Origin of the sequence: Methylobacterium sp. ME121, assembly GCF_000974725.1 — a bacterium.
GTDB lineage: Bacteria > Pseudomonadota > Alphaproteobacteria > Rhizobiales > Beijerinckiaceae > Methylobacterium > Methylobacterium radiotolerans.
Window position 1 is genome coordinate 19,901 of sequence record NZ_BBUX01000011.1, and the last position, 25,063, is coordinate 44,963.

Sequence of the window (25,063 nt, forward strand, 5' to 3'; positions counted from 1 at the left end):
ACTCTTTTGCGTTTGTGGCGCCGCCGACGGCAGAGTGCAGGATGACGACGAGGCAAGGGCCGCGTCCGGGCGGGCGCAGCGCGCGGGTGCAGACCTCGGTTCAGGCGGCCGTGCGCGAACTCCTGACCCGGACGGACCGTTCGGAGATCACGGTGCCCCTGGTGGCCGCCGCGGCGGGCGTGACGCCGTCGACGATCTACCGGCGGTGGGGCACGCTCGCCGAACTCTTCGCCGACGTCGCAGTCGAGCGGCTGCGTCCCGACGCCGAGCCGGCCGATACCGGCAACGGCCGGACCGATCTCGAGGCCTGGGCGGAACAGTACGCGGACGAGATGTCGTCCGCGCCGGGGCGGGCGATGATCCGGGACGTTCTGGCGGCGTCGGACGCGAACTGTGCCCAGCGATGCTGCAGCTTCACGCGCGATCAGATCGCGATCATCGCGGATCGGGCCCTGGCCCGCGGCGAGGCCTTCCCGGATCCCGAGGCGGTGCTGGACGGGGTCGTCTCGCCGATCCTCTACCGGATCCTGTTCGGGACCGCGCCGAACCGGGAGCGGATCCGCGCACTGGTCGAGCGCACCCTCACGTCGCGCGAAGCGACCTGACCCGGAGCGCCGACATCGACGGTGAGACCGGGCTGGCAGGTTCGGCTCCGATGGGGCGCGATGACCGGCGTGTCAGAGCGGTTGCACAGGGTGCGCGCGCGCGCGGTCCCTCTCGCGGGACGACACGGCGGGTTGCGCCAGCGACGCGCGCGCGAAGCCCGCGGGCGCGACGGCGAGGATCGGCTTCCAGGTCGAGGACCACGCGCGCAGCGGCTCCGGATCGCCGCCGAACGCGAGGTCGAGGAAGGCCAGCGCCCCGGTGGCGGTCGCCTCCTTCACCTGCGGGTTCAGGTTCAGACCGCCGGTCAGGGGACGGTCGGTGAAGATGCTGTGCGAGCCGCCCCGGAAGACCGCCAGCGCCTTCCGGGGCGTCGCGATCGCCTCGTACACGGCGAGGCGATCGCTGAACGGCGAGGTCCGCCCGGGCAGCTGGATGACGTCCTCGGTCGCCGTGACGTGCAGGGTCGGGATCTCCACCGCGCCCAGGACGGCCCGCAGGTCGCGCTCGCCGTAGAAGGGCGGCGCCGAGATCACGATGCCGGCCGCGATCCGCGGGTCCCGCGCCTGAAGGGGGCGTCCGTCGCGGATGACGCGCGCGCCCGCCGCGATCAGCGTCGTGTTGGCACCGTAGGAATGGCCGGCCGCAACGATCCGGCGCGGGTCGATCCGGTCTCCGAAAGCGCCCCCGTCCTGAACGAGGATGCGGTCCAGGGCGAAGCGCAGGTCGCGCGCCCGCGCGATCGCCTCCTGTTCCTGCGCCGCCCGCTCGATCCGGTCAAGCAGGGCCAGGGGATTGCCGGTCCAGACGGACGTGTCGCTGCCGACGTGCTGCAGGTGCAGGCTCGCGACCCCGTGGGACGCCCAGTGCCGACCGAGATAGCTGTAGCCGGTCCGGGACTGCCCGAGACCGTGCGAGAACACGACGAGCGGAACGCGCCTTCTGAGCGACGACGTGTTCGGCCAGTAGAGGCGTGCCGGCACGGGCCGCTGACGCGCGCCGTCGACCCAGTCGAAATCGGCGATCCGGACGTCCTCCACGACAGGCTGCGCCGCGGCCGGGCGCGTCAGTCCCGCGGCCAGGGTTCCCAGCAGCAGGGCGCCGACCTGCCGCCGGCTGGGCGTCGGCCGCGCCGCTGTCGGACTGGAGCAATCGAGCATGGGGCAGGGCTTTCGCGAGAGGAGGCGGGACGGGACGACCCGCGGCGCTGCGCGTCGCCGGTCACAGCGCGACCACGACGCGCGCCCGCCGCTGGGCGCGCCGGCGAGAGTTCGGCCGTCGGGACGCGCGTCCCGACGGCGACCGAGCCTGCCGGACTCGGCGGGCGAGCGAGCACGCGACCGGAAACCGGCACCGCGTCCCGATACCGTTCCAGAAATTTGCACTCGGTGCGAAAATATAATTGCACTGCGTGCAACTTTGCAAGTGCGGAATCGCATGCGACAACGCCGGCATGGGGATCCCGCCACCGAAGCCCGGCAGCCTGCGCGCGCGAAAGCGGCAGGAGACACTGGAACGGATCGCCGAGACCGGCCTGCGGTTGTTCAGCCAGCACGGCTACGAGGCCACGACTCTGGACGCGATCGCCGAGGCCGCCGGCATCTCGCGTCGAACCTTCTTCTACTACTTCAAGTCGAAAGAAGAGATTCTGCTGGATTGGCAGATGCGGGGCTTCGGCGCGGCCCTGCGCAGGGCCGTCCTGGCCCAGCCGGAGGGCAAGGTTCCGGTCGAGGTCGTCCGCGACGCCCTGCTGACGCTGTCGACGGGATTCCGGACCCAGGAGTTCATCAGCATCGACCGGGTCATGCGATCCAGCGAGACCCTGAAGGCCCGCAAGCAGGCGGCCTACGGCCTGCACGAGCAGGCCCTGCACGCCGCACTGATCGAGCGCTGGGGGGATCCGGCCCGCAGCGCCTCGCTGCGCCTCGTCGCCATGGCGTCGCTCGGTGCGATGCGCTTGGCGATCGAGGCCTGGATCCAGGCGGGCGGGGACCGGCCGGTGGACGCCTTCCTGCGGGCCGCCTTCGCCGGCCTTGCGGCCGAGTTCTGCGCGCCGTCCCGTTAGCGCGCGCTCGATCGGCGCCGCCCCGCGGTGACGCGCGCGGGGCAGTCACGGCCCATCGGCCGGCAGCGCCACGAAGGGATCGCACGCGGGAACGCCCAGCGGCGCGAAGTGCCGCACATTCCGAGTGAGGATCATCCAGCCGTTGCAGCGCGCCGTGGCGGCGATCGCGAGATCCGCGAAGCCGGGCGCGTGCCCCTGACCGCGCGCCAGATCGGACAATCCGCCGATGTGCCGCGCGACGGCGAGGTCGATCGGGAGAACCTTGGCGGCGTACAGGTGCAGCAGGGTCTCCAGCCACGCCGCGAGGCGCTCGGCCTTGCGCGCGGCACCCTCCCTGCGGCTCTTCGCGATGCCGTCCTCGATCTCGGCGATCGTGACGACGGAGAGGTGGAGCCCGGCGCTGTTCCGGTCCATCCAGTCGATCAGGTCGACGGCCGGGACGGCCTTGGTCGGCGCGCCGGCCGAGAGGACATTGGTGTCGACGAGGTACACGGCGTCACAGCTCGGCGCTTCTGAGCCCGCCGGACGGGGAGGGGAGGTCGTCCGCCGCGACGGGCGCGGCCATGAGCAGGCGGCCGAACGACGGGACGCGGGACAGCCGCTGCCACTCCTCGAAGCTGAGCAGCACCGCCTCGGGCCGGCCGTGGCGCGTGATGATCGAGGGCGCGCCCTGCTTGGCCTGATCGATGACGGCCGACAGCGTCGCCTTGGCGTCGCGAAGCTGGATCTCCTGCATGGCGACCTCCGTGACCACTGTGGTCATAATGGGGGCTTGGGGCAGGATCGGCAAGGGCGTCGCGCGCGCCGCCGGCGCGGAGGGTGCCACCCCGGCGACCCGCCGGGTCTCTGGGTGCCGGGTCTCTGGGCGCCGGGACGGGGCGATACCCGACACACCTCCCGACGGTGCGGCGGGCTCACAGTGTCTGGCACGCCACAGTTGATTGATAGACGCTATATGCCCCTTGCGGTTGCAGAGTTTTCGGACCAACCTATGTTACGGATCACAGAAGACGGGTGCTCGGGTGGCAGCTTTTAAGCCCCTGGACGGGCAAACAACCTCGGAAACCTTCCAGTCCGCACGCGATGCGCTCGACGTGGTCGGCCGTTGGGAATGGGACGCGGGCCTCGATCGGGTGCGCGCCGACGCCTCCGTCGCCCTGGTGCACAACGTCGATCCGATCGAGGCCGAGGAGGGTGTCCCGCTCGGCCGCTACTTCGACAGCATCCACGCGGACGACCGCGCGCGGATCGAGGATCTGATAAGGCGCAGCGCGCGCGAGGGGACACCGTACCTCGCCGAGCATCGGGTGACCTCGGCGGACGGTGAGACGCGCTGGGTGCTGGTGCGCGGCCGCTTCATCGGCGATCATGCCGGACGGCCTCGGAGCGGCAGCGGCATCCTCCTGGACATCACGCGGATGCGGATGTTCGAGGACCTGGCCGACGCGGCGGCGCCGCTGCTGGAGACGTCGCCCCTCGAAGTGGCGGCAGATCACGCCATCGCGGCGATGTACGCGATCAGCGCGCTGCGGGACCCGGAGTTGAAGGTGCAGGCCGAAGCGCTGCTGAGGACGCTGGGCCGCAAGCTCGCCCTCCAGGAGGTTCGGGACCGGCACCGCCACATGAACTGATCGCGATGCACCGTCGCCCGAGTCATCGCGGTTGGGACGTCGCCGGATGCTGTCGGTGGGCGGGAGACCGGGCCGCGCGATCGCGCTATGCTGGCGGATCTGCAGATCAGCGCGGCACGGATGATCCGGCGTTCCAGAACGACTGTCATCGTCCTCGGGGTCATGGCCGGGGCCGCCATCGTCGCCCTGCTCGTCCATCTCCTCCTCGGCCTGCTCTCCCTGGACATCGCGGTCGCCAAGACCAGCACCGAGGACCGGGAGGCCGCACAGGCCCTGACGCAGCTCTTCGAGACGCAGCATCCGCGGCTGCGCATCCGGACGATCTTCGAGCCGGATCGCCTCGGGGCGTCGGCGGCCCTGGACAGGGGCGAGACCCAGCTCGCCCTGGTGCGCAGCGACGCCGCACCGAAGGATGGGCAGACCCTGGTCATCCTGCGCCGCGACGCGGTGGTCTTCCTCGCGCCCGGGGGCAGCGCCGTCGACAGCGTGGCCAAGCTGCGGGGCAGCACAGTCGGGCTCCTCGACGGGCGGAAGCTCGACCCGCGCCTGCTCGACCTGATCCTGACGCATTTCGGCATCCCGCCGAGCAGCGTGCATCGCAGGATCCTGACGATCGACCAGCTGACAGAGGCCGCCCGCGGCCGCCAGATCGGTTCGGTGTTCGTGGTCGCCCCGGTCGGCAGCGCGCTGTGGCTGCCGCTGTTCACGGCGCTGCGCAAAGGCTCCGGGGCGGTGAAGCTGTTCGAGGTCGACGAGGCGGCGGCGATCGCCAAGGAGCACCCCGTGCTCGACACGATCGACGTGCCCAAGGGCGCCTTCCTCGGCTCGCTGCCGGAGCCGGGCGACGACATCACCACGCTGTCCGTCAGCCACCGGCTCGTGGCCCGCGGCGCCATGCCGGACTGGCTCGCGGGCGAGATCACGCGCGAGGTTCTCACCGGCAAGCCGCGGCTCGTCGCGCTCGACGACGATCTGGCCGGCATCGAGGCCCCCGACACCGACGACAAGGTCCAGGCGCTGCCGATCCATCCGGGTGCCACGGCGTACCTGACCGGGAACCAGCCCAGCCTGAGCGATCAGGCGCAGAACGCGGCCTACTGGGTCGGGCTCATGATCAGCGCGGCGGCCTCGCTCGGCGCGGCGGGCATCGGCCTGTATCGGCGCTTCCGGCCGCGGCAGCCGCCCACCCGGGTCATGCGCCTCTTGGAGATCTGGCTGTCCGTCTCGAGTGCCGACCCGGTCGAGCTCGATCAGCTGGAACGGGAGGCCGACGCGCTCGCGGCGGAGACGATCCGGATCGAGGCCCACCGGCGGACGGAGAGCATCGAGATCCGCCTCGTCGCCCTGCTCGTCACCCATGTCCGCGAGGCCGTCCAGCGCCGGCGGCATGCGGCGCGACGGACGTCGTAGTCCAGGCGATCCGGGCGCCCGGCCCGTCGGCGGCCGATCCCGGTCCGGGCCCGGCGAGCGCGCCCGATCGCGGTCTCACGCGAGCAGGTCGCGATGCGCCCGGTGACCGCGCAGCCATGCCCGGGCGTAGCCGCACAGGGGTACGATCCGATCCCCCGCGGCGCGCGCGTGCGCCGCGACCCCCTCCATGAGCCGCGCGGCCGCCCCGGTGCCGCGCAGGACCGGCGGCGCGTAGACGTAGCCGATGACGAGCCGGCCGGGTTCGCGCCGGTAGGTCGCGAAGGCGACGTCGTCGCCGACCTGCAGCTCGAACCGGCTTTGCTCGATATTGTCGCGCAGCGTCTCGGTCATCCTCGTCCCCTGGCCTCGCGCGCCTCCGATCGGGAAGCACCGCGTCAACCCGGTGCTCCGGAAGATCCCCGAGCCGTCACGGACGACGTCCCGGAGGCCCGCGCTTCCGCGAGGCTATATGGGGCGCCGGTCCGCGTCGCGGACGCGGATCAGGACTCACGCGTCGGCATCGCCGCCGCCGCCGTGGACATGGCGCGCGAGCGTCGCAGCCTCGCCGGCCGGACCGGACGCGGTCGCGATGACGACCCTCGGTGGGACCGACGAGGGCATCGCGCCGTCGGCACGCAGCAGGAGCGCAGGGGCGCGCTTCGCCGCCAGCACGCGGACGGCGCGGCGGGGCACGGTCGGCCTCGGGAACGGAGGGTATCCCGGCGGCTGCCACGGGAACTTCCGTGACGGCCGCGCGTTCGGCGCCGGGTCCAGATCTGGTCCAGCCACGTGGCACACGCCAAAGCTGTGGCCAGGATCATCAAAAGTTGAAATTGGTGACGTCAAGACAAATCATCGATAGATTAAGACTCTTTTAGATCGAGCTGGGTATTAAAGACCAGAAACCTTGTCGTGTGACTGCGGATACTGGCTACAGACATGCTCAGCCTGACTATCGGACGTAAGCTCATCCTTTCCTCTGCTGTCACGGCCGCGTTCGCTGTCGGCGTCATCTACAACCAGTGGAACAGCGATCGCCGGATCGCCGAGGCGACCGATGCGGTCGTCCGCGAGCAGGCAATCCTGTCCGGGATCTCCCAGGCACAGGTCGCCCTGAATCGCATCCAGCTGAGCTTCAAGGCCGTCGATCTCGCGCGGACTGGTCCCGAGGCCGACGCGGCCGTCTCCGCCGCCGCGCGGGAGGCCGATCAGGCGATGCGGGGGCTGGAGCGTCCCATCGCCATCGCGCTCAAGCCGCAGATCCTGCGCGACAGCGGGAAGGCTCTCCAGGACTTGGCCACCGCGATCGGCAGCTATGCCGGAGCCGGGCGGGGCGACCTGCGCGGCGGCGCGGCCGATTCCGAGGCGGCCAGTGCGGCGCGACGGTCCATCACGGACCAGATCGCCCGGGCGGAGGGGATGATCAACCAGGCGGTCGCCAACGCGCGCGGCTTCACCGACAGCGCCATGCAGACCACCGCCGAGCAAGTCAGCGCCGCGACGCGTTTCGGTCTGGTCGCGGGCGCCGCGATGCTGCTGAGCCTGCTCGGGGCGGCGATGCTGCTGATGCTCAACATCCAGCGCCCAATCACCCGCCTCGTCGCCGTTCTGGAGCGCATGGCTGCCGGCGAGATCGACGCCGAGATCGCCGAGCGCCGGCGCGGCGACGAGATCGGCGCACTCGGCCGCGCCGTCGACACCATCAAGAGCATGGTCGCCCGCAAGGCGGCCGAGGAGGCCGAGCGTCGCCAGATCGCCGACGCGGCCGCCGCGGCGGAGCGCCGGCGCACGATGGTCGAGATGGCCGACAGCTTCGAGCGGGCGGTCGGGGGGATCGTCGGCCTGGTGTCCTCGTCCTCCACCGAGCTGCAGGCCACGGCCGAGCAGATGACCGCCAACGCCAGCCAGACGGCCGCGCGATCGAGCACGGTGGCGGCGGCGGCCGAAGAGGCGGCGGCGAATGTCGGGACGGTCGCGGTGGCTGCCGAGGAGCTGGGCACGTCCGTGCAGGAGATCGGGCGGCAGGTGGCCGGCTCGGCCGGGCTCGCTCAGGCGGCTGTCGCGGAGGCTGACCAGACCACGCGCCTCGTGCAGGAGCTCAGCCAGGCGGCCGAGCAGATCGGCGCGATGGTCGGCTTGATCTCGAACATCGCGGGCCAGACGAACCTTCTGGCGCTCAACGCGACGATCGAGGCGGCGCGCGCGGGCGAGGCCGGGCGCGGCTTCGCGGTCGTGGCGGCCGAGGTCAAGGCGTTGGCCAACCAGACGGCGCGCGCCACCCAGGAGATCGGCCAGCGCATCGGCCAGGTACAGGGCGTGACCGATCAGGCCGTCGCGGCGATCGGCGGGATCACGGGACGGATCCGCGAGATCAACGATGTGGCGGCCGGCATCGCCGCGGCTGTCGAGCAGCAGAGCGCCGCCACGCAGGAGATCGTGCGCAACGTGGCGCAGGCCTCGAACGGCACGTCCGAGGTGACCGGCAACATCGCGGGCGTGGCCCGGGCGTCCGAGGAGACGGGCGCGGCAGCCGCCCATGTCCTGACGTCGGCGTCCGAGCTGTCACAGCAATCCGAGCGACTGTCGGAGGAGGTGCGCCGCTTCCTGACCACCGTGCAGGCCGCCTGAGGCGGCGACGGCCGAGGCCCGCGCGATACCCTCCCGGGTCGCCGCCGGGCCTCTCGCTGGAAGCGCGCGACCGGGAGTTCCGCGCCGGATCCGCGCGGGCCGCCGGGACGGGCGGGCGGCGCGGACCGGGCGCCGCGCGCCGAGAACCGACACTTCTGACCCCGGTTAGCTTTCGTGAGGAGGGAGCCAGTCACGGAGGCGTGGGTGCCACGCTATTTCTTCGATATCCACGACGGCCAGTGGCAACGGGACGAGGACGGGACCGAGTGCGCCGACTTCGACGCCGCTCGCAGAGAGGCGATGATCTCCCTCCCGGACGTCGCGCGATGGGAGATCCCGAGCGACGGGGACAGGCAATCCTACACGGTGATTGTCCGGGATGCGGCGGGCGCTCCGATCTACACGGCGACGCTGACTTTCACCGGCCTGAGGCTGAGCGAGGCGGCCGAGTAGGTTCAGCCCGCGTCGCGCATCCGGCGCGCCTCGACGTCGGCCCGGCTCACCGGGCCTGGACGATCCGCGCGCGGGCACGGCCGGCGCCGGTCAGGGCATATCGGCCGGTTCGACCGCGATCCGGTCGAACCGGCCGAGGCGGTAGATGAGGAACGACAGGAGCCACGCCGCCGCGAAGAGCCCGACGATGCCGAAGCCGAGCACGCCGAAATGGTCGTTGATCGCGGCGATCCGCTGCCAGAGCCAGCCCTGCAGGTTGAGCTTGTCCGCCAGGAGGTTCAGCGCCTCCAGCGTGCCGATCACCAGCGCGACCGCCACCGACACCAGGGTGATGGTGAGGTTGTAGAACAGCTTACGCATGGGCTGGACATAGGCCCAGCTGTAGGCCCCGAGCATCAGCACGCCGTCGGTCGCGTCGACCAGCGTCATCCCGGCGGTGAACAGCGCCGGGAAGACCAGGATCGTCCACAGGTCGGTGCCCTGGCTCGCCTGGGCGGCCGACAGCCCGAAGAGGCTCACCTCCGTGGCGGTGTCGAAGCCGAGGGCGAAGAGCAGGCCCAGCGGGTACATGTGCCAGGAGCGCGTCACGAGGCGGAACAGGGGCCGCAGGATCCGGGCGAGAACGCCCTGGTTGGCGAGCAGCATGTCGAAGTCGGCCTCGACGTAGCGGCCGGTGCGCCGCACTTGCCGGAACGCGCGCCAGACGCCCGCGAGGACGACGAGGTTGACGAGGCCGATGAGGATCAGGAAGGCGGCCGAGACGCCGGTGCCGATCAGGCCGCCGAGTTCCCGGTAGCCCTCCGAGGCCGTGATCAGGCTGGTCGCGGCCAGCGCCACCGCGGCCGCGGCCACCACCACCACGGTGGAGTGGCCGAGCGCGAACCAGAAGCCCACCGAGACCGGCCGCTGGCCCGCCTGCATCAGCTTGCGGGTGACGTTGTCGATGGCGGCGATGTGGTCGGGATCGACCGCGTGGCGCAGCCCGAAGACGTAGGCCAGCAGCGCGGTCGAGAGCAGGGCCGGCTGGCCGGCGAACAGGCTGTAGGCCCACATCCAGGCCGCGATGTTGGCCGCGATCAGGACGAGGTAGAGCAGACCGATACGGCGTCGCACGACGCGCGGCGCCGTGCCATCGGACGGGACGATCGCTTCCATCAAACCCTTACCCACCCGACCATCGTCCCCTCGGCGCCGCCGCCCGGCCCCGCGCCGCCGCGCGCGATCCGACATAGCGCAGAACCGGCCGAGCCGCGGAGTACCGCGAGCGCGGCAGTCTCACGGCGGCCGCGACGCGTCGAGTCGCCCGGGCGCATCCGGGCGCTCCCTCGCCCCGGGGCGGCCCCGGAGCTCGCCATCAGAACCGCACCGTCACGGAGCCCGTGAACCGCCGGGGCGAGCCCGGATAGACCCGGAACACGTTGAGCGAACTCTCGTAGTACGCGGTGTCGAAGATGTTCTCGACGTTGAGCGCGATCCGGGCATTGTCGAAGCGGTAATAGGCCAGCGCATCGACCGCGACGTAGGCCGGCAGCGTGAAGCCCGAGCCGGCCGCGTCGCCCGCGCGCGCGCCCACGCCCCGGACGCCGCCGCCGACACCGAAGCCGCGCCACGCACCCTCCGGCTCGTAGACCGCGAGCAGGCTGCCCGAATGGCGCGGCACGTTGATGAGCGGGGCCCCGACCGGCAGCACGTTGTCCTTGGTCACCCGGGCATCGGCGTAGACGTAGCCGGCCAGGAGCTTCAGTTCCGGCGTGATCTGCCCCTGGGCCGTCAGCTCGAAGCCCTGGCTGCGGACGGCCCCGGCGGCGAGGGAGAAGCCGGTATTCGCGGGGTCGGGCGTCAGCACGTTCTCCCGCTCCACCCGGAAGGCCGCGGCGGTGAGGAGCAGGGTGCCGCCGAACAGCTCGGATTTGGCGCCGACCTCGTAGCCGAGGCCGGTCTCGGGCGGCAGGGCCGTGCCGCGGGTGACGGCGGCGGCGTCCGGACCGGTATTCGGCCGGAAGCTCGTGCCGACGTTGGTGTAGAGGGCGAGTTCCGGGATCGGCCGGTAGACGAGGCCGGCCCGCGGGGACGCGGCGACCCGCGACTGGTCGACCTGGCTGCGAACGGCGCGCTCGCGGAAGCTCTGCTCGAAGATGTCGAGGCGCACACCGACGAGCGCCCGCCATTCGGGGCTCAGGACGATCTCGTCCTGCGCGTAGAGGCCGGTGTTGGTGATCCGCTCCAGGTTGTTGCGCGGGACGGTGATCGGCGGCAGCGCCTGGCCGTAGACCGGGGCGTAGATGTCCAGGGCGAACGGGCTCGTGCGGAAGTTCGAGCGCAGGTACTGCGTGCGGCTGTCGGTGCTCTCCCGGTCCATCCCGAGAAGAAGCGTGTGGCCGATGCCGGCGGTATCGAAGCGCCCGACGAGGTCGGCTTGGCCGACGGCCACGTCCCAGCGGTAGTCGCGCACGTTGCGGTCGCGCGAGACCGTGCGGTTGTCGGCGGCGATGGCGCGGATCTCCGCCGACTCGCCCGCGAGATCGCCCGTGTTGAAGTAGGTCGCCAGGCGAAGCTGCCAGTTCTCGTCGAACCGATGGTCGACGCGGACTTGCAGGCTGTTGTTGTTCTGATAGGTGCTCTGCCCGGGCTCGCCGAGGAAGCGGGAGACGGGCAGGAATCCGAGTTGCCGGTTCAGCGCGATGACGCCCCGGTCGAAGACGATCCGGTTCCGCACGAACTCGGTCTCGACCGTGATCCGCGTGTCCGGGGTGACCTGCCAGCTCACCACCGGCGCGACGAGGAGCCGGTCGCTGTCCACGAAATCGCGGAAGCTGCCCGCGCCCTGCGCGGCGAGATTGAAGCGGTAGAGGACCGTGCCGTCCGCGCTCAGCGCGCCGCCGGCATCGATCGTGCCCCGGGTCAGGCCGAACGAGTCGATTTGGTTGCCGAACTCGACGAACCGTTCGGCGGTCGGCTGCTTGGTGATCAGGTTGACGAGGCCGCCGGGATCGCTGCGCCCGAACAGGGCCGCGCCCGGGCCCTTGAGCACCTCGATGCGCTCGATGTTCTGGGCATCCGGCGGCGGCGGCGTCCCGCGATTGAGGGGAAAGCCGTTCTTGTAGATCTCGGAGGTCGTGACGCCGCGGATGGCGTAGCTGAAGATCGACAGCCCACCGAAATTGTTCTGCCGGGCGACGCCGGGCAGGTAGTCGAAGACCCGGTCCACGCGGGTGGCGGCGATGTCGGTGATCGTCTCGCGCGGCGCCACCGACACGGCCACGGGCACGTCGATCTGCGGCGTCGCCGTGCGCGTCGCGCTGACGGCCGCGCCCGCGCCGTAGCCCGGTGTCGGGCCGATCAGGCCGATGGTCCCGCGCCCGGACGCCGTCGTGCGACCGGCACCCTCGCCGACATGCTCGACCGACAACTCCTCCAGGGTCACGCTCTCCTGCGCGCGGACCTCGCCGACCGGCGCGCCGGCGGACAGCAGGGCCGCGAGTGCCAGACGCGGGCTGCCGCGTCGCGCCCGTGCAGGGCCGGCGTATCCCCGGCGCGGCCTGGGACTTTCGCGGAAGGACGGTCGTCCAGAACTCGCCACCACACACTCGCTGCTGCCGGCGCGCGGCCACGCGGCGGCGAGCGGCGTCCCACCCGGAGGGGCGTCACCGCGCGCTCCGCTGGGGCACCGCGCCCGAGGAACGTCATCGCGCCGAAGGTCGCCTCCCGTGACGCGGGTCATCGCCGCCGCCGGACCGTCCCGGTGCGCGGCACCGGCGGCCGCGCAGAGCGGGAACGCCCCGTCCACAGGTGCGGGGCAGATCCGGATGCGGCGCGAAGAGCGCGCCAGCGTCCCGTTCCGGCTCCGAGCCGTGCCCGGAGAACCTTGGCCGGAGGATACTTGCCGCGGTGACCGGCCGGGTCAACGCCCCGACAACCGAATGTAATAATGTTGCGACAACAGTGGCGGAACGGCCACAGCGCCGTCGCGGCACGGCGGCGGGCGGGGCCGGGGCGGTCTCATCGGGTACGCCGCTCCCGTCAGGGTCTCACGTCGGGCCTGGGATCGGGAACGAACCCGTCGCGGTTCGGCATGCGGACGGCGGCCAGGGTGGCGGCGTCGAGCACGGCGCTCTCCGGGACGAGCCCGTTCAGGTACAGCACGTAGCCCGAGACCGCGTAGACCTCGTCGGCGCTGAGCGATTGCGGTGCGTTCATCGGCATCGCCCGCCGGATGTAGTCGAACAGGGTCGGCGCGTAGGGCCAGAAGCTGCCGACGGTCTTGAGCGGCTTCGCCGAGGCGAGCGTGCCCCGCCCGCCGACGAGCCGCTCGCCGGTCCCGCCCTCGCCCCGGCCGCCGTGGCAGGACGCGCACTGCGCGTCGAAGACCGCGCGCCCCTGGGCGACGCTGCCGTGTCCCGGCGGCAGCTTCCGCCCGTCGCGGTCGATGTCGATGTTCCAGGCGGCGATCTCGGCCTCCGAGGCCGGGCGCCCGATCCCGAGGCGCTCGCTCGCCGGCGCCGACCCCGCGCAGGCGAGCACCAGGGCCATGCCGACGGCGGCGCTCGCTTCACGCGTAGCCATTGGTCACCTCGCCGTCCGGCCCGATGCGCCAGGGCACGACCGCGTTGTTGTGGTAGAAGGATTTGAGGCCGCGCACCGCCGTCAGCGCGTCGAAGCTCGGCTGGACGTACCCGGTCTCGTCGATCGCCCGGCTCGCGATGGTGGTCGGCGTGCCGTCCCAGTGCCAGGGCAGGCGGAAGCGCGTCAGCGCCCGGTTGAGCACCGGCTCCTGCAGCACCGCGTCCCGCCAGCTCGCGCCCCCGTCGGTCGAGACCTGCACGCCGCGGATCCGCCCGCGCCCGCTCCAGGCGAGGCCGGTGATCTCGCGGAAGCCGGGGGCGATCCGCTGGGTGCCCGAGGGCCGCGTGATGATCGACTTGGCCTCCATGACGAAGGTGAATTGCCGGGCCGTGCCGTCGGGCATCAGGTCGGTGTACTTCGACGTCTCCTCGCGCGAATAGGCCGGCTCCGCCGTGACGTTGAGCCGGCGCAGCCACTTCACGCTCATGTTGCCCTCGTAGCCGGGCAGGAGCACCCGGAGCGGGTAGCCCTGCTGCGGGCGCAGCCGCTCCCCGTTCTGGCTGTAGACCAGCAGGGCGTCGTCGAGGCACTTGGCGATCGGGATGCTGCGGGTCAGCGCGGCCGCGTCCGCGCCCTCGGCCACGATCCACCGCGCGTCCGGCTTGAGCCCGGCCTCCGCCAGCACGGTCGCGAGGCGCACGCCCGTCCATTCGGCGCAGCTGACGAGACCGACGAGATCCGACGCTGTCCGCCCCTTGATCGCCTCGAAGCCCGGGTTGCCCGAGCATTCGAGGAAGTAGATGTGCGATTCCGACGGGAAGCGGCGGATGTCCTCCATGGTGAGGATCAGCGGTGTCTCGACGAGCCCGTGGATCATCAGCCGGTGCCGGGCGGGATCGATGTCCGGGATGCCGCCGTGGTGGCGCTCGTAGAACAGGCCGTTGGGCGTCAGGATGCCGTCGAGATCCTGCAGCGGCGTGCGGCTCGACGCCGAGATATACTGCTTCAGACCCTGCGGGACGTTGCGGATGACGCCGTCCTCGAAGCGCGAGGGCCGGCCGTAGGTCTGGCTGCCGACATCGGCGCCCGGGATCTTCATCCATTCGGGAACGGCCGGGGGCGCCGCCTCCTCCGCCCGGGCCGGCCCGCCGGCGAGCGCGGCCGCGGCCGCCGCCGCGCCCTGAGCGAGGAAGCGCCGGCGCGCCGGCGGGGGTTCATCGTCACGGCTCATCGTCACGGCTCATCGTCTGGCACGCTGCCTCGCCCCACCGGCCGGGGCAGGCCGAGATTCTCACGCAACGTCGGTCCCTCATAGTCCTCTCGGAACAGGCCCCGGCGCTGCAGTGCGGGGACGACGCGCGCGGCGAAACCGTCGCGGTCCCCCGGCAGGGTCGGCGGCTCGACCGGGCCGGCGTAGCGGTTCGCCGTCCGGCTCAGGGCGTCGAGGTCGTCGCCCCGGATGCTGACCCCGTCGGCGAGGAAAACCGGGTCGAACTTCGCGGCCTCCGCGGTCCGGGCGATCTGCCGGTCATGGGCGGCGTTGCTCCCGGCATCCGCCTGCGCGGACGGGTGCCGCCACGCGGCGACGTGGTGCCCGCCTGGGTCCAGGCAGGCGCCCAGGCGCAGGCGTTCGCGGCGGCGCGGCACGGTCGCCTCACGCCGATCCGACGCGGTACTGCCGCGGCGGCGGCGCGCCCGTGACCGCGAAGGCCCCGACGATCCGGTCCCGGTAGATCCGCGGGTTGTGGGACGCGATGGTGCGGGCGTTGCGCCAGTAGCGGTCGAGTCCGAGGCCCGCCTTCACCGCCGAGGCGCCCAGCGCGTCGAACAGACTCGTCGTGGCCTGGAGCACGAGATCGGTCACCACGCTCACCGCCTGGTTGACCTCGACATCGGCGAGCGTCGCCGCCCGGTCCGCCGCCGCGCCGTCGCCGGCCCGATGCGCGTCGTAGGCCCGCTGGAGGGATTCGGCGGCCTTCAGCACCACGGCGCCGGCCGCGTAGGCGTTCCCCCGGACGCGCCCCACCACCGCCTGGATCTGCGGGTCGTCCGCCGCGCGCCCGGCATTGCCGTGGCTGTAGACCCGGGAACGCTCGGCCACGAGCCGCGCCACGTCCTCGGCCGCGGCCCGGCCGATCCCGGCGAGCGTGGCGAGATGCACCAGCTGGAAGAACGCCATGGCGTAGGGGAAGCGCGCCGGATCCGGCTTGATCAGCGCCGGGTCGAGCGCGACGTCCGCGAAGGTCGCGGTGCCGCTGGCGGTGAGCGCCTGCCCGAACCCGTCCCAGTCGTCCACGATGGTCACGCCCGGCGCGCGCACCGGCACCGCGGCGGTCACGGCGCCGCCCGCCTCGTCCTCGGCCGAGAGGTGGATGTAATCCGCGAACAGCGAGCCCGTGGTGTAGAATTTACGGCCGTCGACGACGGGGGTCCCGTCGCGGCGCCGGACCACCGTGTCGAAGGCGCCGACCTTGGCGGGCCCCGTCTCCGAGACGCCGCTGCCGATCGTCTCGCCGGCGCCGATCCGGGCGATCCAGGCGGTGCGCCAAGCGGCCGACGCGGAGCACAGCGCGTCCTCGGTGAAGCCGAAATGGGCGCGCAGGGCGTTGGTGACGTTGGAATCCGCCTGGGACAGCTCGATCAGCAGCGCGAACAGCTCCGGAAGGCTGGCGCCGTGTCCGCCCTCCTCGAGGGCGAGACGCAGGGTGGTGAAGTTCGCCTCCCGCAGCCAGCCGATCTCGGCATGGGGCAGGCGACGCGTGCGGTCCCGCTCGACCGCGGTGGCGCGGATCTCGGCGAAGACCGGGCGAAACCGATCCGCCAGCGCCTCGTAGCGCGCGCTCGCACCCGCACCCCACCCCGCTTCCGTCTGCGACATGGCTTCCTGTTCCCGATTCCGACCCGCGCCCCCGGGCGCACGGCCATGGAATCGGTGAGATGATCTCCGCACTCAAGCCGAATCCGGATGCCGGCCAGGCATTTGGAACCAACATCTCGGCAGATACTCTTCAGAAATAGGTTTGATTTACAAGTTGATCCTCCGAGGAAATACTTTTCTTCGCCCGGGGCGCGCGTCACGGAGATCCTCTGCGGCGCCGGATCCGGCCCAGCCATCGGGCCGGCCGAGGCCGCCCGCAACATGAGACGGGCCCTCCGATGCGTTCGGAAGACGGCCTTGCTGCGCGCACCGCCATCGGGAGGACGCGCTTTTCCACTCCGCGAGTAAATAGAAATCCTATTCCATTGATCCGGTCATCGGCGCCGGTCTTGAATAGTACGCAGCCAGATGTGGCGCGGACCGTCGCGGACTATCCGGACCGCCGCGCCTATCCGGCCTTGCCTTCGACCACACCGTCCGATCCGCGAGATCTCGATGACCGACGACACGTTGAGCCGGATCGCCCCGTCCCGCCGATCGGTGCTGCGCACTGGCCTCGGCGCCGCCGCCACCCTGGCGCTCGGCACGCCCGCGGTGCTGGCCGGTCCCCGCGAGGTGAAGATCAGCATGCAGCGCTCCTCGGTGCTGTTCACCGTGCTGAAGGTGAAGGGGACGCTCGCCGAGCGCCTCGCGCCGCTGGGCTTCACCCCGAGCTGGCACCTGTTCACCAGCGTGATCGAGCCCATGTCGGCCGGCGCCGTGGACATCCACGCCGACGTCGCCGACGCGGTGCCGATCTTCACGCAGTCGGCCAGGGCGCCGCTGACCTTCTACGCCCGCGAGCGCGGCGCGCCGGCCGCCGAGGCGATCATCGTCCCGGCGGACTCGCCGATCCGCACGGTCGCGGACCTGAAGGGCCGCACGGTCGGCGTCTCCCGGGGCTCGGGCAGCCACTACGTGCTCGCCGCCGCCCTGAAGCGCGCGGGCCTGAGCTTCGCCGACATCAAGCCGGCCTACCTCCAGGCACCGGAGGGCGCGGCCGCCTTCGAGCAGGGCAGCCTCGACGCGTGGTCGATCTGGGACCCGTTCCTCGCCTTCGCGCAGGCCAAGCGCCCGGTGCGGGTCGTCGCCGACGCCACCGGTCTGACGAGCTATCACCGCTACTACCTCGTCAACGACAGCTTCGTCGCCGCGCAGCCGGAGGTCGTCGCCACGGTTTACCGGGCGCTGGTCGAGGCCGGCGCCTGGATGCGGGCGAACCCGCAGGAGGCGGTGGCGCTCCTCGCGCCGATCTGGGGCGACCTGCCGCCCGCGGTGGTGGCCGCCGCCAACAGCCGCCGCACCTACGCGGTCGAGCCGGTGGACCGCGCCCAGCTCGGCGAGCAGCAGGCCATCGCCGACGTGTTCTACGAGGCCAAGCTCATCCCGCGCCGGATCGACGCCACCGACGTGCCGATCTGGCAGGCGCCCGTGGGTCGGGGCTGAGGCCGTGGCCGGACCGACCGACGCACCCCGCTTCGGCATCTGGGCGGCCGTTCACGGCTCCCGGGCCTCCCACCACGACCCCGACGAGCCGGACGACGCCAGCTGGGAGCGCAACCGCGCCCTGGTCCTGGAGGCGGAGGCCCTGGGCTACGATTCCGTGCTGGTCGCCCAGCACACGATGAACCCCTACGACGGGGACCGCGACCAGCTCGAGGCCTGGACGGGGGCGGCGGCCCTCGCGGCGCTCACCCGGCGCATCGAGATCATCGCGGCGATCAAGCCCGGGCTCTACCACCCGGTCGTGCTCGCCAAGATGGCACTCCAGATCGAGCATATCAGCGGCGGCCGCTTCGCGCTGAACCTCGTGAATGCCTGGAACCGGGCCGAGTTCGAGCGGGCCGGCCTGCCGTTCCCCGCGCACGACGACCGCTACGCCTACGGCCGCGAGTGGATCGGCCTCGTGGACCGGCTGATGCGCGGCGAGCGGGTCACGTTCGCGGGGGCGCATTTCCGCGTGGAGGATTACCAGCTCCGCCCCGCCGGCACGTTCCGGAAGCGGCCGACCATCTATCTCGGCGGCGAGTCGGAGCCCGCCCGGGCGCTGGCGGCCGACCACGCGGATGTCTGGTTCATCAACGGCCAGCCGCTGGAGGACGTCGCCGCCCTGATCGCCGACGTCGCCCGCCGGCCCGCCGCCAACGGCCCGCTGCGCTACGGCCTCTCGGCCTTCGTGATCGCGCGGGACACCGACGCGGCGGCGGAGGCCGAGCACGCGCGGCTCCTCGCCCTGGCGCAGCGCGACGCCGACCTGCGCGCCGACACCCGCGCCCGGACCGACACGGCCAGCGTGATGTTCGCCAAGACCGACGCGGCCGCCGCCCGCCACGTCGGCACCAACGGCGGCACGGCCGCCGGGCTGGTGGGCAGCTACGCCACCGTGGCGGAGCGGATCCGGGCGTTCCACGCGGCCGGCATCGACCTGTTCATGCTGCAGTTCCAGCCGTTCGAGGCGGAGATGCGCCGCTTCGCCGAGCAGGTTCTGCCGCGCGTCCGCTGATCCGGAGAGTTCGATGAGCGGACGCACGCTGCATCTCAACGTCAACCTGCTGCACTCGGGCGTCTACCCGTCCGCGTGGCGGCTGCCGGACAGCCGGCCGGACGCCTTCGTCGACATCGACCACTTCGTGCGCGTCGCCCGCGTCGCGGAGCGGGGCAAGCTCGACGCGATCTTCCTGGCCGACACGCCGGCGATCAACGACCGGATCGACTACCGGCCGTTCAACGCCCTCGAACCCACCGTGGTGCTGGCGAGCGTCGCGGCGGCGACCAGCCATGTCGGCCTCGTCGCCACCGCCTCGACGACCTACAACGAACCGTACAATCTCGCCCGCCGCTTCGCGAGCCTGGACATGGTCAGCCGCGGCCGCGCCGGCTGGAACGTGGTGACCACCGCCGATGCCGCCGCGGGCCGCAATTTCGGCTTCGCGGGCGCGTCCGAGCACGGGGCGCGCTACGCCCGGGCGCGGGAGTTCACCGAGCTGGTCCACGCCCTGTGGGACAGCTGGGAGGACGACGCGTTCGTCGGCGACAAGGCGGGCGGGCGGTTCGTCGACACCGGGAAGGTCCACGCAATCCGCCACCGCGGCGCCCACTACGCGGTCGAGGGACCGCTCACGGTGCCGCGCAGCCCGCAGGGGCGCCCGGTGACCTTCCAGGCGGGCGGCTCAGAGGACGGGCGCGAGCTCGCCGCCGCCACCGCCGACGCGGTGTTCTCCCTGGCCCAGACCGTCGCGGACGGGGCGGCCTATGCGCGGGACCTGCGCGCCCGCGCGGCGCGCTACGGCCGCGCCCCGGACGCGCTGGTCATCCTGCCCGGCCTCGCCACGGTGATCGGCTCCACGGAGGCCGAGGCGCGGCGTCGCCAGGACGCGCTCTGGAACCTCGTGCCGGTCGAGTACAGCCTCGCGCGGCTCGCCGGGACGCTGCGGATCGATCCCGCGCGGCTCGACCTCGACCGGCCGCTGCCGGACCCGCTGCCGCTCCCGCCCGACGCCAACCACACGATGTTCCTGGGCACCGTGGCGCTCGCCCGGCGGGACGGGCTGACCGTGCGCCAGCTGCTGCGGGCGCTGGGCGGCGGCGTCGGCCACCGCATCGTCGCTGGGACGCCGGAGGCGATCGCCGACGACATCGAGGCGTGGTTCCGGGCGGGCGCCGCCGACGGCTTCAACCTGATGCCGGACGTCCTGCCCGACGGGCTGGAGACCTTCGTGGACGCGGTCGTTCCGATCCTCCAGCGCCGCGGCCTGTTCCGGCGCGACTACGCGGGCGCGACCCTGCGCGACCATCTCGGGCTCGCGCGGCCGCCGAGCCGCGACGCTGCCGGAGACGCCTCGCTCTCCGCCTGACCCGGGGCGCCACCGACCGGACCCGGGCTGTCTTGACGCGCGAAGATCTCGCTCGCGCCGAGGCTCGGATCCGTCAGCGTGAACCCGGCCCCTGCTGCGCCTGCAGGCGTCGCAGGGCCGCGAGGTCGAACACCGCGTCCGCGCGACCGTAGCCGCCGTCGACGACCTCATCGACCAGGACCATGGTGTGCGGTCGCGCGGCCTCTCCGAAGTAGGAGACCAGCAGATCCGTCGCGCGGTGAACCAGATCCGCCTTCTGCGCACCGGTCATCATGCCCTGCGGGATCTTGAAATTGGCGAACGGCATCGATCTTCTCCAGGTTGAATCGACGGAACACTGACCGCGCCCGCGCGACGGCGCGGGCCTCACCGCTGCGCTGCGCGGGCCGCGCGGGCGGCCTCGTTCAAGGTCGCGACGGCCGCGTCGAAGCGGTGTTCGGCCTCGGCGTTGCGCTGGAAGGCGACGCGCTGCACCAGGATCTCGCGCGGCGTGGGCTGCTGCTGGAACAGGACCATGACCTCGTCGATGAAGTCGGCCAGCGGCAGGTAGCCCGCGCGCGTGGCCTGGCCGGGCGTCAGATCCGTCTGCACCGCCGGGGGCACGAGCTCGATCACCTCGACCTTGCCCTTCAGAACCTCGCGCAGCGAGACCGTGTAGCTGTGGATCGCCGCCTTCGTCGCCGAGTAGGTCGGCGTCGTCGTCAGGGGCACGAAGGCCAGCCCGGACGACACGTTGATCAGCGCCGCGTCCGGGCGCGTGACCAGATGCGCGACGAGCGCGTCCGTCAGGCGGATCGGGCCGAGCAGGTTGGTGGTGATCGTCGCCTCCGCATCGGAGAGGTCGCGGGCCCGATCCAGCGCCTCGAGGCGCATGATCCCGGCGTTGTTGATCACCACGTTCAGGGTCGGGTGCTCGGCGATGATCCGCTCGGCGAACGCCGCGATGTCGCCGGCCTCCGCGATGTCGAGCGGCATCGCGTGCATGCCCGGCCGGCCGGCCGTGACCCGGTCCAGGGCCTCGACCCGACGACCGGCGACGATGACAGTGTTGCCCAGGTCGTGGAAGCGCTGCGCCAGCGCCGCTCCGATCCCGGATCCGCCGCCGGTGATGAGAACCGTGTTGCCTGAAGTCTTCATGGTGGCGACCCTCGTTGTTGCCGCCGCAGAGGGTATGGCCCACACTCTCCAGCCTGAAGTAGGCACCGAAAAGATTTGTACTTACCGAAAGGAGAGTGTCGGATGCGCCGGTCCAATCCTGACCCCGCGATCGAGGCGAAGCGGCGCGGCCCGGTCCCGCAGGACGCCGATCCGGCGATTGAGGCCCTGGTGAACGACATCATCGGTCAGGTGGCCGACAAGTGGACCATGCTGATCCTCGAAGCCCTGGAGGAGCACGGCACCCTCCGGTTCACGCAGCTCGGCAAGGCCGTCGGTCGGATCAGCCAGAAGATGCTGACGCAGACCGTCCGGCAGATGGAGCGGGACGGTCTCGTCCGGCGGACGGTCCACCCGGTGATCCCGCCGCGCGTGGACTACGCGCTGACCCCGCTCGGCCGGAGCTTGGGAGCCGCGTTCTGCGGCGTGTGGATCTGGGCCGAGACGCACCACGCCGAGATCGAGCGGTCCCGTCGCGCGTTCGCGGCGGCGGCCGACGCTGCGGACCTGCCCGCCGGCCCCGGGCCATCGTGACGGCCGAGGCTGTCCCGATCGCGGTCTGGCCGGGATAGGCGCATCAGAGCCCGGTTCGGCGAACGGGCCTTCCGCGGCGCGGGCGCCGATCGCCTGTTCGCCGCCAGCATTTTCCCTGTCGGTCCGCGGGGCGTTATCCCTCTTTATCTATTGTCTCGCCAAGATCGGCGTTTCAGTCTAGCTTCAAGACTGATTTCGGCGGAAGGGCGGGCGGATCATGCATTTCACCCCTCCGTACGGTGAGCCGCCTGTGCCGATCAGTTCCGGGGCGATCGGCGACGGCCCGAAGACCCCCAGCACGGCGCGGCGTCGCTCCGTGGTCGCCGGCGCCATCGGCAACGCGCTCGAATGGTACGATTTCGCCACCTACGGGTACTTCAGCGCCGTCATCGGCCGGAACTTCTTCCCGTCCGCTAGTCCCACGACGTCGCTGCTCTCGGCCTTCGCGGTCTTCGCCGCGGCCTTCTTCATGCGTCCGATCGGCGGCATCGTGTTCGGTCACATCGGCGACCGCTACGGGCGGAAGAGGGCACTCCTGCTGTCGGCGGGCCTCATGGCGGTCTCGACCTTCCTGATGGGCTGCCTGCCGACCTACGCGTCCGCCGGGCTCCTCGCGCCGGTCCTGCTCGTGCTGCTGCGCCTCGGCCAGGGCCTCTCGGTGGGCGGCGAGTACACCTCCTCGGCCATCTTCCTGTCCGAGACCGCGGCCCCCGCGCGCCGCGGGCTGACCGGCAGCCTCGCCTGCATCGGGGCCGCCGGCGGGATCCTGCTCGGCTCCATTTCCGGGACGCTCGTCACCGGGCTGCTCACCCCCGAGGACGTGCATCTGTGGGGCTGGCGCCTGCCGTTCCTGTTCGGGATCGTGCTCGGCGTCTTCATCTTCGCCCTGCGCCGGCACATCGACGACGCGCACGCCGAGACCGTGTTGCGCGAAGATCAGGCGCCGGCGGACCGGCGCTCACCGCTGCGCATGGCCGTCGAGATCGACGGCGCCGCCATGCTGCGCGCCTTCGCGATGAATCTCGGCCTGGCCTGCGGCTTCTACGTGGTGTTCGTCTACCTCGTGACCTTCCTGCATACCGTGTCGGGTCTCCCGCAACACACGGCGTTTCTCATCAACACCCTTGCCATGGTGGTTCAAGCCGCGTGCATCCCGATCGCCGGAGCCCTGTCCGACCGCTTCGGACGCAAGCGCGTTCTGGTCCTGACCGGGGCGGGCCTGACGATCCTGTCGTGGCCGCTGTTCATGCTGCTGACCACCGGCGACACGCTCCTGATCGTCCTGAGCCAGGTCGCGTTCGCGATCCTGATCGCCGGCAACGCCGCCGTGGTGCCGACCGCGTTCGTCGAGATGTTCCAGCACCGCTCGCGCTGCACGGCGCTGGCGATCAGCTTCAACGCCTCGATGGCGCTGGTCGGGGGCACCGCCCCGATGGCCGCGACCTGGATCGTCCACCACCTGGCATGGCCTACGGGGCCGGGTCTCTACGTGGCCGTGCTGTCGGCCATCTCGCTCGCCGCGATCCTGACGATGCGCGATCGGACCGGAGAATCGCTCGCGTGAGATGATGTCCGGCACGGACTCGGGACGAGGCGCTGCGGCCCACGTCACGGTCCGGTCGTGCGTGTCCGCCCGCGCCCGACGACGGTCGATCCCCGGCACCCGGAGGTGGCGGATCGCATCTGACCGAGACGATCCGACCGCGGTCCTCCGACAGATCTCCGGCCTCGTGCAGCCGCGCCCGGTCGACGAGCCCGACGTTGCGGCTGCGTGCCCGGAGCCCATCCGGCGGGCACGCCCGTCACGGCTCTCCCCGAACCGCCTTCGTCGATCGTCGCTCGCCGCGAGGGAGCCGGGCATCCGATGGGCGCGATCCGGGCGGCACGGTCAATAGGTCACCCTCCCTAGTGGAGGCCGAGAGCCGCCCTGCTAGACTCGAGAGATCGACACGGCAGAGACCCTGTACAGGGACGATCAGGCGAACACGGCAGACACCTCTTCTTGCCCGTCGCGATCGTCGACTTGGCCGATGAACGCGCGGCGCATCCGAGGGACCCGAAGGCATGGGATTCATCTTGACCCGAACGCTCCGGCACACAGTTTCATCGCGCCTCGTCGCCGTCTCGGTCTCGGCCCTGATGATCGTGCCGGCGGCGCGGGCGGCCGGCAATCTGGAGGCGGCTCTCCGCACGGTACCGGATTCCGCCCTCGCGACGTCCGATCCGATGCCGATCGTCTTCCTGGACGTCCGAGCGCTGTCCGAGGCGGCCGGCGGCGCGTTGAGCGATGCCGCCCTGCGGCGCATGGCCTTCCACGAGAGCATTCGCCCGCTGAACGTGCTCAGCTATGGCGGCGCGCGGACATGGACCGAGACCGCCGGCATCCCGTTCGACGACATTTCCTATTTCGCAGCCTTCGGCCAGCCTCCGGCGCGCGTGAGCTACTGGGGACTGGCGACGAAGGCGGCGGCAGACAACCTGATCGGCAAGCTACAGGACAGGACCTTCCGACCGGTCACGACCGCACCGCGCATTCTCGCCAACGGTGAGCCGCGCGCCGTGAGTCTGAGGAATCGGCAGCCGACCAATCCCTGGTCCGGACCCATGGGCGAGACCAGCGCGGTGCTGGCGATCGATCGGGTCGTCGCCCAGGCGTCCGCGGCCGCGGATCTGGAGAACCTCACCGGGGTCGGACGGAGCGCGGCGGATCACGGGGCGGTCGCCACGGCGCTGGCGGGCATGGCCACCGCGGATGACCGCGACCCGGGCGCGATCGTCCAAGCGGCCGTCGTCACGCCGCTGATGGGCACGCCCCCCGGCGATCCTGCCGCCGTCCTGTCGGCCCCGACCGAGATGGCCGCCAAGGCGAAGGCGATCGACGACCGGCGCGAACAAGATCCGGACGGCGTCCCGGCCTATGCCGGCGGTCTCGTGGCCGACTACCAGGGCAAGGCGGGCCCGGCGCTCCTCGTGTCCCTTGCCTATCCCGATTGCCGGACGGCCGGCAGGGCCGTCACGGCGCTGAAGGCGCGGTGGCAAGCCGGCATGGCGCCCGCGGCCTCGCTCGACGGCCGCACGGTCGAGAGCCCGCGGCGCGGCTGTGCCGCCGTCCTTCGCGTCGCTCAGGCACAGGGCGCGAAGCCCCCGTTCGCAGCGTTCATCGAGACGTACAGGCAGCGCGGGTTCAATGTGCTGCAGATCGGAACGCAGCGATGACCGGACTTCGGCGAGCCGGCCCCGCGCGCGACCG

General features: G+C 71.7%; 25 protein-coding genes. 12 read left to right on the forward strand and 13 right to left on the reverse strand.

Annotated elements, in window-relative coordinates:
• Nucleotides 1-41: 41 nt before the first annotated feature.
• Entirely contained in the window at nt 42-605 is a 564-nt protein-coding gene (locus tag ME121_RS10100) for a TetR/AcrR family transcriptional regulator (RefSeq protein ID WP_012329623.1), read from the forward strand.
• 72 nt (nt 606-677) lie between these two features.
• Here the strand turns inward: ME121_RS10100 and ME121_RS10105 are convergent, their stop codons facing one another.
• Entirely contained in the window at nt 678-1,763 is a 1,086-nt protein-coding gene (locus tag ME121_RS10105; protein ID WP_043074743.1) for an alpha/beta hydrolase family protein, read from the reverse strand.
• Nucleotides 1,764-2,056: 293 nt separating this feature from the next.
• Between ME121_RS10105 and ME121_RS10110 the strand changes: the two genes are divergently transcribed.
• The gene (locus ME121_RS10110) at nt 2,057-2,668 is read left to right on the forward strand and encodes a TetR/AcrR family transcriptional regulator (protein WP_012329621.1); all 612 of its coding nucleotides are present in this window, start codon (nt 2,057-2,059) and stop codon (nt 2,666-2,668) included.
• A gap of 45 nt (nt 2,669-2,713) precedes the next feature.
• Here the strand turns inward: ME121_RS10110 and ME121_RS10115 are convergent, their stop codons facing one another.
• The gene (locus ME121_RS10115; protein WP_043074741.1) at nt 2,714-3,160 is read right to left on the reverse strand and encodes a type II toxin-antitoxin system VapC family toxin; all 447 of its coding nucleotides are present in this window, start codon (nt 3,158-3,160) and stop codon (nt 2,714-2,716) included.
• A gap of 4 nt (nt 3,161-3,164) precedes the next feature.
• Complete coding sequence (locus ME121_RS10120) at nt 3,165-3,404, reverse strand: type II toxin-antitoxin system Phd/YefM family antitoxin (RefSeq protein WP_012329619.1); 240 nt, start codon at nt 3,402-3,404, stop codon at nt 3,165-3,167.
• A gap of 358 nt (nt 3,405-3,762) precedes the next feature.
• Between ME121_RS10120 and ME121_RS10125 the strand changes: the two genes are divergently transcribed.
• Both ME121_RS10125 and ME121_RS10130 read left to right on the forward strand, forming a co-directional pair.
• A complete protein-coding gene (locus ME121_RS10125) occupies nt 3,763-4,299 on the forward strand; it encodes a PAS domain-containing protein (RefSeq protein WP_342586388.1) in 537 nt (178 codons plus the stop codon).
• Between the two features lie 87 nt (nt 4,300-4,386).
• Nucleotides 4,387-5,709, forward strand: coding sequence for a TAXI family TRAP transporter solute-binding subunit (locus ME121_RS10130; protein ID WP_024827339.1), 1,323 nt, complete (start codon nt 4,387-4,389; stop codon nt 5,707-5,709).
• A 75-nt stretch (nt 5,710-5,784) separates the two neighbouring features.
• Here ME121_RS10130 and ME121_RS10135 read toward each other — a convergent pair whose 3' ends face one another.
• Both ME121_RS10135 and ME121_RS10140 read right to left on the reverse strand, forming a co-directional pair.
• The gene (locus ME121_RS10135) at nt 5,785-6,060 is read right to left on the reverse strand and encodes a GNAT family N-acetyltransferase (protein WP_024827340.1); all 276 of its coding nucleotides are present in this window, start codon (nt 6,058-6,060) and stop codon (nt 5,785-5,787) included.
• 156 nt (nt 6,061-6,216) lie between these two features.
• Nucleotides 6,217-6,402 (reverse strand): hypothetical protein, encoded by a 186-nt coding sequence (locus ME121_RS10140; RefSeq protein WP_012329615.1) that lies wholly within the window; start codon nt 6,400-6,402, stop codon nt 6,217-6,219.
• Nucleotides 6,403-6,648: 246 nt separating this feature from the next.
• Between ME121_RS10140 and ME121_RS10145 the strand changes: the two genes are divergently transcribed.
• Together ME121_RS10145 and ME121_RS10150 are read left to right on the forward strand one after the other, a co-directional pair.
• On the forward strand, nt 6,649-8,337 hold the full coding sequence (locus tag ME121_RS10145; protein ID WP_059408784.1) for a methyl-accepting chemotaxis protein: 1,689 nt from the start codon (nt 6,649-6,651) through the stop codon (nt 8,335-8,337).
• Between the two features lie 204 nt (nt 8,338-8,541).
• The gene (locus ME121_RS10150; protein WP_059408823.1) at nt 8,542-8,790 is read left to right on the forward strand and encodes a DUF6894 family protein; all 249 of its coding nucleotides are present in this window, start codon (nt 8,542-8,544) and stop codon (nt 8,788-8,790) included.
• A 90-nt stretch (nt 8,791-8,880) separates the two neighbouring features.
• Here the strand turns inward: ME121_RS10150 and ME121_RS10155 are convergent, their stop codons facing one another.
• The 6 genes from ME121_RS10155 to ME121_RS10180 all read right to left on the reverse strand — a co-directional run bounded on the left by ME121_RS10155 (nt 8,881) and on the right by ME121_RS10180 (nt 16,231).
• On the reverse strand, nt 8,881-9,945 hold the full coding sequence (locus ME121_RS10155; protein WP_059408785.1) for a HoxN/HupN/NixA family nickel/cobalt transporter: 1,065 nt from the start codon (nt 9,943-9,945) through the stop codon (nt 8,881-8,883).
• Between the two features lie 199 nt (nt 9,946-10,144).
• Complete coding sequence (locus ME121_RS10160) at nt 10,145-12,262, reverse strand: TonB-dependent siderophore receptor (RefSeq protein ID WP_043373110.1); 2,118 nt, start codon at nt 12,260-12,262, stop codon at nt 10,145-10,147.
• A gap of 548 nt (nt 12,263-12,810) precedes the next feature.
• Complete coding sequence (locus tag ME121_RS10165) at nt 12,811-13,353, reverse strand: c-type cytochrome (protein ID WP_012329610.1); 543 nt, start codon at nt 13,351-13,353, stop codon at nt 12,811-12,813.
• Nucleotides 13,340-14,584, reverse strand: coding sequence for a sulfite dehydrogenase (soxC, locus tag ME121_RS10170; RefSeq protein WP_053620988.1), 1,245 nt, complete (start codon nt 14,582-14,584; stop codon nt 13,340-13,342). The genes ME121_RS10165 and soxC overlap by 14 nt, the downstream gene beginning before the upstream one ends.
• Nucleotides 14,585-14,586: 2 nt before the next feature.
• A complete protein-coding gene (locus ME121_RS10175) occupies nt 14,587-15,000 on the reverse strand; it encodes a hypothetical protein (protein ID WP_059408786.1) in 414 nt (137 codons plus the stop codon).
• Between the two features lie 7 nt (nt 15,001-15,007).
• On the reverse strand, nt 15,008-16,231 hold the full coding sequence (locus ME121_RS10180; RefSeq protein WP_059408787.1) for an acyl-CoA dehydrogenase family protein: 1,224 nt from the start codon (nt 16,229-16,231) through the stop codon (nt 15,008-15,010).
• A gap of 495 nt (nt 16,232-16,726) precedes the next feature.
• Here ME121_RS10180 and ME121_RS10185 point away from each other — a divergent pair, with 495 nt between their 5' ends.
• The 3 genes from ME121_RS10185 to ME121_RS10195 are packed head-to-tail and all read left to right on the forward strand — an operon-like array spanning nt 16,727 to nt 20,124.
• Nucleotides 16,727-17,716 (forward strand): aliphatic sulfonate ABC transporter substrate-binding protein, encoded by a 990-nt coding sequence (locus ME121_RS10185; RefSeq protein WP_089231657.1) that lies wholly within the window; start codon nt 16,727-16,729, stop codon nt 17,714-17,716.
• Between the two features lie 4 nt (nt 17,717-17,720).
• A complete protein-coding gene (locus tag ME121_RS10190; protein WP_012329605.1) occupies nt 17,721-18,773 on the forward strand; it encodes an LLM class flavin-dependent oxidoreductase in 1,053 nt (350 codons plus the stop codon).
• Nucleotides 18,774-18,786: 13 nt separating this feature from the next.
• Complete coding sequence (locus ME121_RS10195) at nt 18,787-20,124, forward strand: LLM class flavin-dependent oxidoreductase (RefSeq protein ID WP_012329604.1); 1,338 nt, start codon at nt 18,787-18,789, stop codon at nt 20,122-20,124.
• Between the two features lie 73 nt (nt 20,125-20,197).
• On the opposite strand, the gene ME121_RS10200 is transcribed toward ME121_RS10195, so the two are convergent.
• Together ME121_RS10200 and ME121_RS10205 are read right to left on the reverse strand one after the other, a co-directional pair.
• The gene (locus ME121_RS10200; RefSeq protein ID WP_024827349.1) at nt 20,198-20,431 is read right to left on the reverse strand and encodes a tautomerase family protein; all 234 of its coding nucleotides are present in this window, start codon (nt 20,429-20,431) and stop codon (nt 20,198-20,200) included.
• A gap of 59 nt (nt 20,432-20,490) precedes the next feature.
• A complete protein-coding gene (locus tag ME121_RS10205) occupies nt 20,491-21,261 on the reverse strand; it encodes an SDR family oxidoreductase (RefSeq protein ID WP_012329602.1) in 771 nt (256 codons plus the stop codon).
• A gap of 102 nt (nt 21,262-21,363) precedes the next feature.
• Here ME121_RS10205 and ME121_RS10210 point away from each other — a divergent pair, with 102 nt between their 5' ends.
• The 3 genes from ME121_RS10210 (at nt 21,364) to ME121_RS10220 (ending at nt 25,029) form a co-directional block, all read left to right on the forward strand.
• Nucleotides 21,364-21,813 carry a winged helix-turn-helix transcriptional regulator gene (locus tag ME121_RS10210; RefSeq protein WP_012329601.1) on the forward strand — a complete coding sequence of 150 codons (450 nt, stop codon included), beginning with the start codon at nt 21,364-21,366 and terminating at the stop codon, nt 21,811-21,813.
• A gap of 250 nt (nt 21,814-22,063) precedes the next feature.
• The gene (locus ME121_RS10215; protein ID WP_043074736.1) at nt 22,064-23,377 is read left to right on the forward strand and encodes an MFS transporter; all 1,314 of its coding nucleotides are present in this window, start codon (nt 22,064-22,066) and stop codon (nt 23,375-23,377) included.
• A 512-nt stretch (nt 23,378-23,889) separates the two neighbouring features.
• Nucleotides 23,890-25,029: a hypothetical protein gene (locus tag ME121_RS10220; protein ID WP_245337867.1), complete on the forward strand. Its 1,140-nt coding sequence runs from the start codon at nt 23,890-23,892 to the stop codon at nt 25,027-25,029.
• The last annotated feature ends 34 nt before the right edge of the window (nt 25,030-25,063 follow it).